This is a genomic window from Massilia sp. Leaf139, assembly GCF_001424165.1.
Taxonomy (GTDB): Bacteria; Pseudomonadota; Gammaproteobacteria; order Burkholderiales; family Burkholderiaceae_D; genus Telluria.
In genome coordinates this window covers 20,767-33,078 of record NZ_LMOJ01000022.1, presented here as the reverse complement: position 1 = coordinate 33,078, position 12,312 = coordinate 20,767, and the positions used below count along the sequence as shown (strand labels likewise).

Genomic DNA, 12,312 nt, shown 5'->3' with positions numbered 1-12,312 from the left:
TTTGGTCAGCGTCTGTCGCCCGGATTCATGTGTCGGGTGTCTGTCGTGCCGGGAAGCTCAGGCCTGCCCGGACTGCGTCTGGTAGCGCCAGGTGTCGGCGCACATCTGGGCGACGTCGCGCGTGGCGACCCAGCCCAGTTCATCGCGCGCCTTGGCCGGATCGGCGTAGCACTTGGCGATGTCGCCCGGGCGGCGGTCGACGATCTGGTAGGCCACCTTGCGGCCGCTGGCCGCCTCGAAGGCGCGCACCATTTCCAGCACGCTGTTGCCGCGGCCCGTACCCAGGTTATAGGTCACGAGGCCAGGGCCCTGCGCCAGCTTGTCCAGGGTCTTCACGTGGCCGATCGACAGGTCGACGACGTGGATGTAGTCGCGCATGCCGGTGCCGTCCGGGGTCGGATAGTCTCCGCCGAAGACCGACAGCTTCTCGCGCTGGCCGGTGGCAACCTGGGCGATGTAGGGCACGAGGTTGTTCGGGATGCCCGACGGCGACTCGCCGATCAGGCCGCTTTCATGGGCGCCGACCGGGTTGAAATAGCGCAGCAGCGCGATGCGCCAGTCCGGCTCGGCCTTGATCAGGTCGCGCAGGATGTCTTCGATCATCAGCTTGCTGCGGCCATAGGGATTGGTGGCCGACAGCGGGAAGTCTTCCAGGATCGGCACCGAGGCCGGATCGCCGTAGACCGTGGCCGAGGAGCTGAACACGAGCGTCTTGACGCCGAACTTGGCCATCGTCTCGAACAGCACGACGCTGCCGGAGACGTTGTTGTCGTAGTAGCGCAGCGGCTGCGCCACCGATTCGCCGACGGCTTTCAGGCCGGCGAAATGGATCACGGCGTCGACCTTGTGGGCGGCAAAGGCCGCTTCCATGGCGGCGCGGTCGCGGATGTCGGCTTCGATGAAGTCGAAGGATTTGCCCGTGATTTTCTGCACCGACTCCTGCACCGAGCGCTGGGCATTGGAGAGATTGTCGACCACGACCACGTCGTACCCGGCATTTTGCAACTCGACGACGGTGTGGGAACCGATGTAGCCCACGCCGCCCGTAACCAGAATCTTCATTGTCGTCACTCTCATTCACTGTTGATGCGCGCCTGTTTCGGCGCTCCAGAACGGCGTCCTGCCGTCCCCCTCTTTGTCTTTCGGCCGCGGCTCTTTGACCGCGTCGTCTTCCCTAATCCGGTTGCATCCCGCGGGACGCCCATCGTGTTCAGTGCCTGCGCGCGTGCGCGAATTCCTTGGCCAGCAGCCAGACAAACGCCATGTCCTCGATGAAGTAGCGGCGGAACATGCGCCGCGGCTCCTGCAGGAAGCGGTAAAACCATTCGAGGCCGGCGCGCTGCATCCAGCGCGGGGCACGCTTGACGCGGCCGATCGCCACGTCGAAGGTGCCGCCCACGCCCATCGCGAACGGGATGCGCATCGTTTCCTGCCAGCGTCCGAGAAACTGTTCCTTCTTCGGCGAACCGATCGCCACGAACAGCAGGTCGGCGCCGCTGGCGCGCACCTGCTCGGCGACCGCCGCTTCTTCCGCCTCGTCCTGCCAGTAGCCGTCGCGCCAGCCGGCGACGACCAGCTGCGGATAACGGCGCCGGTAGGTTTCGGCCACCGCCGCCACCACCTCGGCGCGCGCGCCCAGCAGGAATACCCGCCAGCCGCGTTCGCCGGCGCGGCGCATCAGCGCCTCGAACAGGTCGACGCCGGCGACCCGCTCCTTGAGCGGCTTGCCCAGCAGGCGCGACGCCCATACCACCGGCATGCCGTCGACGTTCACCAGCGCGCAGGCGTTGATGATGCGGCGCAGTTCGGGGTCGCGGCCGGCCTTGACCAGCTTGTCCACATTCACCACCACGTGCTGATGGGGCTTGCCGGAGCGGATGAACCCTTCGATCCGGCCGAGGGTTTCCTCCATCGACAGGTTGTCGATCCTGCAGCCCATCAGCGTGATGGCGGCATCCATTCCATTTCCTAGGCCGTTTTAGCAGCCAGTTCGCGTGCCAGTACGTCCACGATGCGTTCGGCGGCCTTGCCGTCCCACAGGTGCGGACGGCGGCCCTGCTTGCCTTCGCCACGCAAGACCTTGCGCGCTTCCAGCATGATCTTTTCCGGGTCGGTGCCGGCCAGCACGTTCGAGCCCTCTTCCACCGTCACCGGACGCTCGGTGTTCTCGCGGATGGTCACGCAAGGCACGCCCAGGGCCGTCGTTTCTTCCTGCAGGCCGCCGGAATCGGTCAGCACGACCGCGGCATCCTTCCACAGGTTGAGGAAGGCCATGTAGGCTTGCGGGCCGGCCAGGGTCACGTTCGGGCCCAGGTCGATGCCGAACTTCTCGATGTTGGCGCGGGTGCGCGGGTGCACCGGGAAGATCAGCGGCAGTTCGTTCGCGATTTCCTTCAGGGCGCCGGCGATGCGGGCGAACATGACCGGGTCGTCGACATTGCTCGGGCGGTGCATGGTGACGACGCCGTACTTGCCGCCATCTTTCTGCGCAGTGGCCTTGAAGGCGGCGGTCTCGAAGCCGGAGGTGTCGGCGCGGGTCAGCTTGTCGGCCTGGAACAGGACGTTATCGACCATCACATGGCCGACATAGTGCACGGCCGAGTCCGCCTTGCCTTCGCGTTTCAGGTGCTCGACGGCGGCCGGTTCGGTGGCGAAGAACCAGTCCGAGATGCTGTCGGTGACGAGGCGATTGATTTCCTCGGGCATCGACATGTCGCCGCTGCGCAGGCCCGCTTCGACGTGGGCGACCGGGATGTTGAGTTTCTTGGCGACGATCGAGCAGGCCAGCGTCGAATTGACGTCGCCGACGACCAGCACGGCGGCCGGGCGCTCGGCGGTGCACAGTTCCTCGAAGCCGACCATGATTTTCGCGGTCTGCTGGGCGTGGCTGCCGCCGCCGGCGGCCATGAAGACGTCCGGTTGCGGAATGCCGAGTTCCTCGAAGAAGACGTCGTTCATCTCGCGGTCGTAGTGCTGACCCGTATGGATGATCTTGAACGACAGCGCCGACTGCGCCTGCAGGGCACGCACGATCGGTGCGATCTTCATGAAATTGGGCCTAGCGCCCGCGACCAGATAAATAAGCATTTTGGACAAATCCTGAAACTATAGTAATTATGGAAACAAATTAGAAAAACGTTATTGTAAACCTGCACTCGACCGGAACGGCGGACGATACGGTTGAGATACGGAGCACGTCGCTGGGCTCCTTCGACTCGTAACAGCGCGAGTACCAGCCCAGCGGCGGATTCTCGGCGCCGCGCACGAGTTCGAGTTTCAGATCGGCGCCGGTGGCATGCATCTGCAGCGCGAAGCGCTTGCCGCGCACGTGCAGGCCGGTGCTGGTCAGGCGCACGTTCAGTTCGGGCGCAAAGTGCCAGAAAAGCTCCAGCGGATGGGCTTTTCTCGCCGCCACTTCGTCGCGCACGACCAGGGTGCTGCTGGCGGCATCGAAGCGCACGCTGCGCAGGTGGCGCACCGGATCGGTCAGGCGCGTGTAGCCGTCGTGCGAACCGCGGAAATCGAATTCGTGGGGCGAGGCCGGCATGCGCTCGATGACGGCGCGCGCCTTTCTCAGCCACATGAAGCGCCCGCCCGAGACCGACTGGTCGCGCCCGTCGACGCGCACCGTGTTGTGGGCCGAGGTGCCGCGGAAGTAGTCGCGCCACTTCTGCTCCTGCCAGTAGGAATAGGTGCCGGGATCGACCAGCACCTGTTCGCCGGCCACCGAGAGCGTCATCGACAGCGCGTCGGCGTGGCCGTGCGCGGCGATGCCGAGGTAGCCGAGCGGGCCGCAATCGAGCATGCCCTTGATTTCGTTCTCTTCGCCGAACTGCGAGCCGAACAGCAGGTAGCCGCCGTCCGGAAAGGCCCAGCCGGTGTCGGCTTCGTGCGGGTCGGCGTCGGGGCGTTTGCCGGGCAGCGCGTGCAGCAGCCAGCGCACGCCCGGATGTTCGGCCTGATACGCGGCCTGGTGCACCGCCGGCTGGGCGCCGAACACGGTCTCGCCCAGGGCCAGCAGCTGGGCCGCGCGGTCGCTGCCGGCGGCATCGAGCCGGAACACGCTGCCGTCGTCGCTGTCGCCCACCATCGGCACATGCCCGCCGACGTCGCGCACCGAACGCAGGAAGCGCAGCGCACGCTGCAGCACGCTCCAGTAGGTGCGCGAAAAGGCCACGTCGCAGCTCTGGCCCACCAAGCCGGCAACGAACAGGAACTCGGCCGAGAACACGTGGTACCCGAAAGCCTGCTCGCGGTTCACGCCGTCGAGCGAATACTGCAGGCGCGCCTGCTGCTCGAGTTCGCGGCGCGCCTGCTCCATCCAGGCGCCGGACGCCTTCCAGCAGGGCCAGACGGAACTGGCCACGAACAGGCCGGCCAGCTCGCCGATCAGGTGGTTGTTGGCCGAGGAATGGCGCGACAGGTTGCGCGAGATGGTGCGGCAGTGGGCATGGATGCTATCTAACCAGTCAGCGCGCAGGCGCTGGCCGGACTCGCCTGCGAACAGCGTGCTGGCCTCGCCGCCCACCAGTTGCCACAGCAGCGCCCAGTTGATCAGGCGGATGCCCAGTTCCATCGGGCTCGTCCAGTTGGGGCCGGTCAGCGGCGGGCACTGGTCGAGCCAGCTGCGCAGCTGCTGTTCCAGCGCGTGCAGCCAGCGCACGTCGCCGGAAACGCACCAGGCCTGCGCCAGGCGCACCAGGTGCAGGTGGCGGTTCAGTTCCCAGACGTGCTTGATGTCGCCGACCAGCTCGGGGTTGTCGATGGCGATGTCGCCGGCGAACACGGCGGGGCCGGTGACACCGCTGTCCGGATCGCGGTTCCAGACGGTAGGCACGCCGACGTCGAAGCTGCGGTCGGCGAACAGCACCACGTGGCCGGCGCAGATGCGGTCGGCCTCGGCCAGCAGGGCCTCGACCTGGGCCGGACTGAGGGCGGGTGCGCCCTGGACGTTGAAGGTGCGGGCGCGCGGCAGCGGCGCGGCTGCGGCGGACACGGCGCGCAAGGCGGCCCCACGGGCCATTTTCGTGCGTGCCGCCCGGCGCACCCGGTAGCCGATTTCGGCCACCGACATGCAGCGCAGACGATTCACCCACCACACCATGCGTACTGTTGCGTTCATCGAGTCCCCGCCAAGTCGTTGTAGATCGCAGCCAGCCGGCCGCAGACCGCTTCGGTTGAATAGTGTTGCGCCACCCGCGCGCGCGCGCCCGTGCCCAGCCGTGCCCGCAGGCCGGCGTCGTCCAGCACGCGCGCCAGCGCCGCCGCCAGCGCCGCACTGTCGCACGGCGCCACCAGCAAGCCTTCCGCACCGTCGCGCACGGCTTCGGGGATGCCCCCGACCGCGCTCGCGACTACGGCCTTGCCCGCCGCCATCGCTTCGAGCAGCGCCATCGGCAAGCCCTCGGCGTGCGAAGGCAGGCAGAACACGCCCGCCCGCGCCAGTTGTTCCGCGCGCGCGCCGGCATCGAGCCAGCCGGTCAGTTCGACCCGCGCGCCGATGCCGCGCGCATCCGCGGCGCGGCGCCAGGCCGCCGGGTCGCCCTCGCCCGCCAGCACCAGGCGCAGGTTCGGGAAACGCGGGGCCAGCAGGGCGACGGCGTCCAGCAGTTCGTGCACGCCCTTGGCCGCCTCGAGGCGGCCAAGGAACAGCACGCGGCCGGGTTCGGCCAGGTGCACGCTGGCCGGCGCCAGGGGCACCGCATTCGGCACCACTGTGACGCGCGCGCGCGGCGCGAAGCTGCGGACAAAACCGGCCCAGCCTTCGGTGAGCGCGATCACGAGCGAGCTGCGCTCGAGCGTATGGCGGATCCAGCGCCGCATCAGAACGCCCGACTCGAGCGTGGCGAACTGGCGAAAACCGCCGCCGTGCAGGTGGAAAATGGTCTGGCAGCCGGCGCAGCGCGCCAGCCACAGGAGCAGGGACTTGCGCGTGAAGCTCGCATGCGAAGCCGCATGCGCATGGACGATGGCCGGAGGGCGCCACAGGCAGGCCCGGACGGCCTGCCAGAAACCGCCCGCCGCCGTCCTCAGCTTCGTTCCGAAGCTGCCTTCGCGGTGGGTGCAGACGTAATGCACCTGCGCCCGTTCGAACAGGCCGCTGCCGCGCAATACCGCCACCAGTGCCGCCACGCCGCCCCGCCCCTCGGGAGCGGTACCCAGCATCAGGATGCGCGGCGCGCACGCTTTCATGCGCGCGCTCCGACGGCGGCAGGGCCCGACAATCTGATGGCGGTGGACGGTCTCACTATTCTTGATAAAGGCACAATATTTCGATCATACATCAACAGTTGCCGTTTCCGCGCACGGTTCAGCCTTCGACGGCAATAAACTCGAACTTGCCGTTCGGCCCGCGCGGGATCGCCGGAACGCGCTCCACCACTACTTCTACGCCCGGTACGCGCAATAGGAAAGCGGCGATCAAAGCCCGCTCGTGGGTGGCGGCAAACGCGTCCGTTGCGACAATCCGAAGGCGGAAGCGGCCGTCGCTGGCGTACAACACCTGTCCCTCGATCAGGTGCCGGTCGTGTCCCTGGAACACGCGGTCCAGGCGCGTGACGATGCGCCCGTCCGGCAAGACCACGCTGCGTTCCTGGCGCCCGATCACCGCCTGCACCGTCGGAAACACCCGGCCGCAGGGACAAGGCCGGCCCTCGCCAGGCAGCACCCGGTCGCCGGTGCGGTAGCGCTGCAGGGGCATGGCCGGGTTGTTCAACGTGGTGCCGACCAGCTCGCAGCTGCCGTCCGCGTCGCCGGTGTCCAGCAGCTCGACCCCGCCGTAGTCCGTCAGCACGTGGTAACTGCCCTCTTCGCAACTGCCGATCGCCACGACCCGCTCGGCTTGCCCGTACCAGTCGTAGACGCGCACGCCAAAGGCGCCTTCGACCTGCGCGCGCACGGCCGGTTCGAGCGTCTCGGACGAGGTCAGCACCCCACGCAGCGCCGGTCCCCGGTAGCGCCGCCCGTGCGCCTCCAGCCAGGCCGCCAGCGCCGCAACCGACGAGGGGTAGGCATGCAGCACGGCCGGATTCCAGGCTTCGAGCGCGTCGAGATAGCGGCCCATGCTCGCCTCCGACAGGTGGTAGGAGGACATCAGGAGCATCCTGCCGCACCAGTCGTGGCACCAGTAGCGGCTGTCGGGCGGGCGCGCGGCGCAGACGACGTCGCCCCGGATCCAGGCGCGGCGCTCGCCCGGCCSCCAGCCGATCCAGCGCAACTGGCGCTGGATGAAGCCCTCCTCGCGGATGGTTGCCCCCAGGGTCTGCACCAGCGAGAGCGGTGTGCCCGAGGTGCCGCTGGTGCGGATCGTGTTGCGCAGCAGGGAACCCGGCCCGCGTGGGCGTACGAAGCGCTCCGGCTGGTCGCGCAGCATGGCCTTGGTAACGAAGCGCGCGTCCGGATCGACCCGCCCCAGCCGGGTGCCGTCCGCCGGCACCGCGACGGCCAGGCGCCGCGCGCGGCGGGCGATGTCGGCGTTCAAGTCCACAGCCGAACGCTCGTGCCGGGCCAGGCGCGGCGCCACCATCAACTGGCCCCACAGGCCGCGCAGCAGCGTGCGCGCCAGCGAGCGCAGCGTGGCTTTCAGCGACCAGATCCACATGGCGTCAGGATGCGGTGGTAGGCGCCGGCGACCTCGCGCGCCAGGATGTCGTAGGTGCGGTGCGCCGCCACCCAGGACGGCCCGCGGGCAGCGCAGCGCGCAGCCAGCTCGGGCTCGCGCAGCAGGCGCAGCGTGGCGGCGGCAAAGGCCCCGGGCTGCATCGGCACGCACAGGCCGGCGCCGCTGTCGGCGATCACCTGCTGCTGGTCGGGGATGTCGTTGGCCACGCCGGGAATGCCGAGCGCCAGGTATTCGACCAGTTTCGTCGGCGAGGACACGTCGAACAGCGTCCCGCGTGGTATCGGCGACAGGCCGACCTCGGCGCGCACCGCGTAGCCCAGCGCCGCCGCCTGCGGCAGCCAGCCCGTCAGCAGCACGTGGTGGCCGAGCCGGTGCGCCGCGATGGCGCCGCGCATCCACGCCATCTCGTCCTGCGAAGGCGCGTCGCCGGCGATCACGAGCAGGACGTCCGGCAGTTCCCGGCGCAGGCGGTCGGCCACCGCGAGCAGGAAGTCCGAGCGACGCGAGCGCGCCACCCGCCCGAGGTAGAGCACGACCCGGCGGCCGTCGAGGCGCGGATCCTGGCTGGGCCGGATGGCGGCGCGGTCGAACACGGTGGCATCGACGCCCATCGGCACCGCCGTCATACGCGCGCGCGCGATGCCGCGCGCGGCCAGCCAGTCGCGCATGGCCTCGCTCTGCACGAACACGTGATCGGCGCGCGGCAGCGCCAGCCGGTACAGCAGGGGCCGCGCAAGCGCTGCGCGCAATGCATGCGCGAGCCAGGCGCGGCGGCGGCCGTCGCGCCGGATGGCATCGCGGCGCGCCTCGAAGCCCTCGACGATGGGAAAGGACATCCAGTACAGGAAGGGAATGCGCAGCAGCCGCGCCGCTAACATGGCAAGCAGCGCGCTGGCGACCTTGTCGCGCACCTGGATGCAGTCCGGCCGCACGCGGCGCCAGGCGCGCAGCAGGCCAAGCGCATCCCAGAGCGGCGCCAGCAGGCTGGCAAAGCGGCTGCTCAGGCTGCCGACGACATGAATGCCGCCGCCGTGCCAGGGCGTGCCGCCGGGGCCGCCGCCCTGCCCCACCAGTTCGGTTCGCACGCCATGGCGCGGCATCTCGGCGCCGAACAGGGTCGCGACGTCGGCGCGCAGGGGCGGCAGCGGGTCGCGGACGATGTAGGTGATCGAAAATGGCCGGGTGTGCATGGGAGCCCTGTCGAGATGTCCCGGTCGATACTAGCGCGCGCCACCCGTAAAAAGGGCCGCCGTGGGGCAAGCGCGCGGGGCGCGCGTTTGAGGCCGATCAAGGACGAACGGGCGTCGTCGGGTGTTGTAATCCTTCGTTCACGCTCCCAGCGCCCTCGCCGGCCCAGGCATCCAGGCGCGCGCGCAGGCCCGCGCTCGTGCTGCCGTCGAGCTTGCGGCAGAAATGCGCACCCGAGGCCAGGATGCGCCCGAAGTCGTCTTCCACCAGGATCTGCGGATTGCGCGCTCCGCCGGCCGGCCATTGCACGTAGCGGTAATTGCCCGCGACGCGCCCTGCGAAGGGCGAAGCCATGATCAGGGTCTGGAAGAACAGCTCGTCGGGACAGAGCACGCTGCGAAAGAAGCGCGCCAGCGCGGGATGCAGGTCGACGCGCACCAGTAGTTCGTGCAGGCAAGGCCGCGACAGCGACCACCAGGTCGCGCCGCCATACGGGCGCAGGCCGGCGGGAAAGGAACGGGTGCGCCCGGCCAGGCGCAGGGCGCGGTTGGCCAGCGCGCAGGCCAGGCGCAGCGGCAGCGTGCCGCCCTCGCGGTAAAAATACTGGTAGCGATAACCCGCCGGCCAGCCCTCCGGCCCGATCGGCACGGCGTCGATCAGTTCGCGCTCGCGGAGCGCTGCCAGCGCCGCCTTGAGCGCTCCGTTGGACAGCACCGGATAGTCCTGGCCCGACAGGAAGGTCAATTTGTCGAAGGCGGACTCGTGCGCCAGCACATGGCGCAGCGAGGCCAGCGTGGCCGCGACCTGGCTGTAGGCGCCCCAGCGCACGTCCAGGCGCGGCAGCACCTGGCGCGCTCGTGCATCCACCCGGGCCGGGTCGACCCGCCATTTGCGGTCGAGGTGGACATACAGGACGAAGTCGGGATCGGCGAGCCGGGACAGCAGCGCGTTGAGCTGGGCCAGATCCTGGTGCGCGTGGATCAGGAAGACCTGTTTCATCGCCTTCTCCTTGGGGAGCCGACTGACGCAAAAAAAACGTCCCCGCAGCACAGGCCGCGGGGACGTTCGCGGTGCGGGCACACCGACTATAGCGTGGGATATAAGCCCAGCTACGTTCAGTTCAGCGTGACACTTTGCCCCGCGACAGTGACGGTACGCACCGTGCCGGAGGTGCTCACCTGCACCGCCGGACGCTTGCAGCCGACGTCGAGCAGCACCAGAAATTCAGCCACCGACTTGCCGTCGTTCGGCAGGTAGAAGGCGCCGTGATCCTCGACCACGTTGGTCTTGGCGCCCGGCCCGATCCACTGGGCAAAGGTCGCGTTGCTGTTGAGCGAGCGCACGCACACCGACTGGCCGTTGATCGCGATCTTCACCGCGCTCGGGCTTTCCACCGTCATCGCCACCGGGGCGTGCAGGTTGAACTCGTAGGTATGCGGCACGGTGGCCGCCAGGCGGTCGCGCACCAGGATCGCGTTGCTGGCATTACGCAGGTGCCAGACCTGGCGCTTGGCCATGGTCAGCTGGCCACCGTAGGCCGCGGTCGCATCGCCTTCGGCGAAGTCGTAGCTCGGCTGGGCGGCAAAGCCGATGATCTTGCCGTTGCGCTGCAGCTGCTCGCGGTAGCCGGTCACCAGCTGGCCCTTGCCGCCGTCGAAGGTGATCGCATTCTGCGAACGGGTCTGGTGATACCAGTCCGTCCAGTAAGGCGAACCGTACCAGTCGTACCAGCCTGCTTTCACCAGCAGCGGTTGCCCCGCCACCGACAGCAGCAGGCCGTTCTGGTCGCCATGGCTATGGTTGAACGAGCCGTAGGGACTGGACTTGAAGAACAGCGAGCTGCGCGAGGACAGGCCGATATCGCTGTGCATCGACACCCAGCCGATGCTCGGGTAGTAGGCGCTCGACGATGGCGGCGACAGGGTCTTGGTGTCGGCCACCGGCATCGGGTATGGCGCCTGCAGCAGCGACAGCGTGTCTTCGGTGCCGCCCAGCTTCGAGACATACCAGGCCGCGCGCGGCGAGACCATGCGCGAACCGAAGGCGTGGAAGACGCGGGTATCCGGTTTCGTTTCCGAGCCGTCGCCAAAGGCGTGGATCTTCGAGCCCGGCGGCGTGAACTGGGTGGCGAAATCGAGGAAGCCGAGCGCCCATGGCTTGGCGTAGAAATTCACGCCGGTCGCCTGGGTGAGCGGATCCCACAGCTGCACCAGGTAGCCCGCCGCGTATTCGGCATAGGCCGTGCCGTTGGCGAAGCCGCCTTCCGGGCCGGCCCAGGGCGACGGCGCGTTGGCGTAGGCACGGAAGGAGAAATCGAACCACTTCTGCGCTTCCGGGATGTCCCCCAGCGACAGCAAGGAAATCAGCACCAGGAACACCAGGCTCGTGTTGCCGTGCGAGTCGAAGGGATACTGGTCGAGGCGGCCATTGTCGCCTGCCAGGTTGCGGTAGATTTCCTCGGTGCGTACGCGCACCGTCTCCAGCCAGCGCGCCTTGCGCGTGACGTCGAGGTCTCCGGCCAGCGAATCGATCGCCTTGATCAGCGAGACCGAGATCTGGCGCGTCGCCTGATCCTGGTTGACATAGCTGGTCGGGCCCTTCGGGTCGAGGCTGGCCAGCTGGTCGCCTTTTCTGAGCGCTTCGTTCAGGAACAGCGGATCGCGCTTCATGCGCCACATCACGGCCGCCGCTTCGAGCTGGCGGCTCGCTTCGTTGATGCGCTGGCGGATGTCGGTCTGCTGCGAAGCCATGGCGGCCGTCAGCGGGGTGGCGATCGTGATCGGCCAGCGCGCGTCGCTCAGCACCGGCAAGGCGTTGATCTGCAGCTTGATCTCGTTGGTCATGCGGCTGACGTAGGGATCGAGCTCGGCTTTCTTGGCCGCGTTCCAGGTCGAGTACAGCGTGAACGAGGGCGGCAAGGCGCGCGGGCGGGCCTTGTTCGCGATGCGCGAGCGCAGGGTGGCGTTGTCGGGCACCTCGAAGACGGTCGAGCGCGTCGTCAGCGAGAAGCTGCGCGCTTGTGACCAGTCGCTGCCGCCGCTCGGACGCACGCGCCAGGTGTAGTTACCGAGCGGCAGCGCCTTGGTCGGCAGGTACCAGTTGCGCTCGACGACGGCGACGATCGGCGCGCCGCCGGCGGGCGTGATTTCGATGTCGTAGGAGGCCGGCCCGGTCGGGTGGCGCGCCCAGGTAAAGCCCGGCGGATTCTGCGCCTGGATGGCGCCGCCCGCCGGCCCCGGCTGGACGATCAGCGGGTCGGTTGCCTGTGCCCAGTCCGCATGCGCATTGAGCGAAACCGCGCACAGCGATGCCAGGGCGAGGGCCTGGATCAGGCCCCGAAGATGGGATTTCATGGGTGATGCTCCGAGTACGATGGATGAGTTTCGGGCAGGCTGGAGGGCCTGCGGACTGCGTGGGAGCGGCGTAGAAACCAAGTGTGGAAGCAGACTGCGCCGTTCGAAACAAATTGATGTTACCGCAGTAAGAAATTGAACAACGGCAAC

9 protein-coding genes are annotated in these 12,312 nt (G+C 68.3%); all 9 read right to left on the bottom strand.

What is annotated here, in order from left to right; all coding sequences use genetic code 11:
- Nucleotides 1–57: 57 nt before the first annotated feature.
- Entirely contained in the window at nt 58–1,062 is a 1,005-nt protein-coding gene (gene galE, locus ASF77_RS11580; RefSeq protein WP_056339201.1) for a UDP-glucose 4-epimerase GalE, read from the bottom strand.
- Nucleotides 1,063–1,210: 148 nt separating this feature from the next.
- Nucleotides 1,211–1,960, bottom strand: coding sequence for a WecB/TagA/CpsF family glycosyltransferase (locus ASF77_RS11575; protein WP_056339199.1), 750 nt, complete (start codon nt 1,958–1,960; stop codon nt 1,211–1,213).
- An 8-nt stretch (nt 1,961–1,968) separates the two neighbouring features.
- Nucleotides 1,969–3,087, bottom strand: a complete 1,119-nt coding sequence (gene wecB / locus ASF77_RS11570; protein ID WP_056339197.1) for a non-hydrolyzing UDP-N-acetylglucosamine 2-epimerase — start codon at nt 3,085–3,087, stop codon at nt 1,969–1,971.
- Between the two features lie 40 nt (nt 3,088–3,127).
- Entirely contained in the window at nt 3,128–5,122 is a 1,995-nt protein-coding gene (locus tag ASF77_RS11565) for an alginate lyase family protein (RefSeq protein WP_056339195.1), read from the bottom strand.
- A complete protein-coding gene (locus ASF77_RS11560; protein WP_229445397.1) occupies nt 5,119–6,192 on the bottom strand; it encodes a glycosyltransferase family 4 protein in 1,074 nt (357 codons plus the stop codon). Before ASF77_RS11560 ends, ASF77_RS11565 begins: the two co-directional genes overlap by 4 nt.
- A 118-nt stretch (nt 6,193–6,310) precedes the next feature.
- Nucleotides 6,311–7,600, bottom strand: a complete 1,290-nt coding sequence (locus tag ASF77_RS11555; RefSeq protein ID WP_056339193.1) for a phenylacetate--CoA ligase family protein — start codon at nt 7,598–7,600, stop codon at nt 6,311–6,313.
- A complete protein-coding gene (locus ASF77_RS11550; RefSeq protein ID WP_056339191.1) occupies nt 7,582–8,811 on the bottom strand; it encodes a glycosyltransferase in 1,230 nt (409 codons plus the stop codon). Before ASF77_RS11550 ends, ASF77_RS11555 begins: the two co-directional genes overlap by 19 nt.
- Nucleotides 8,812–8,908: 97 nt before the next feature.
- On the bottom strand, nt 8,909–9,808 hold the full coding sequence (locus ASF77_RS11545; protein WP_082493731.1) for a beta-1,6-N-acetylglucosaminyltransferase: 900 nt from the start codon (nt 9,806–9,808) through the stop codon (nt 8,909–8,911).
- Between the two features lie 116 nt (nt 9,809–9,924).
- A complete protein-coding gene (locus tag ASF77_RS11540) occupies nt 9,925–12,162 on the bottom strand; it encodes a DUF4962 domain-containing protein (RefSeq protein WP_056339189.1) in 2,238 nt (745 codons plus the stop codon).
- Between the last annotated feature and the right edge of the window lie 150 nt (nt 12,163–12,312).

Coding starts and splice junctions, on each gene's coding strand:
- ASF77_RS11540 (WP_056339189.1), bottom strand. CDS start 12,162: ATGAAATCCCATCTTCGGGGCCTGATCCAGGCCCTCGCCCTGGCATCG.
- ASF77_RS11550 (WP_056339191.1), bottom strand. CDS start 8,811: ATGCACACCCGGCCATTTTCGATCACCTACATCGTCCGCGACCCGCTG.
- ASF77_RS11565 (WP_056339195.1), bottom strand. CDS start 5,122: ATGAACGCAACAGTACGCATGGTGTGGTGGGTGAATCGTCTGCGCTGC.
- ASF77_RS11545 (WP_082493731.1), bottom strand. CDS start 9,808: ATGAAACAGGTCTTCCTGATCCACGCGCACCAGGATCTGGCCCAGCTC.
- ASF77_RS11560 (WP_229445397.1), bottom strand. CDS start 6,192: ATGAAAGCGTGCGCGCCGCGCATCCTGATGCTGGGTACCGCTCCCGAG.
- galE (WP_056339201.1), bottom strand. CDS start 1,062: ATGAAGATTCTGGTTACGGGCGGCGTGGGCTACATCGGTTCCCACACC.
- wecB (WP_056339197.1), bottom strand. CDS start 3,087: ATGCTTATTTATCTGGTCGCGGGCGCTAGGCCCAATTTCATGAAGATC.
- ASF77_RS11575 (WP_056339199.1), bottom strand. CDS start 1,960: ATGGATGCCGCCATCACGCTGATGGGCTGCAGGATCGACAACCTGTCG.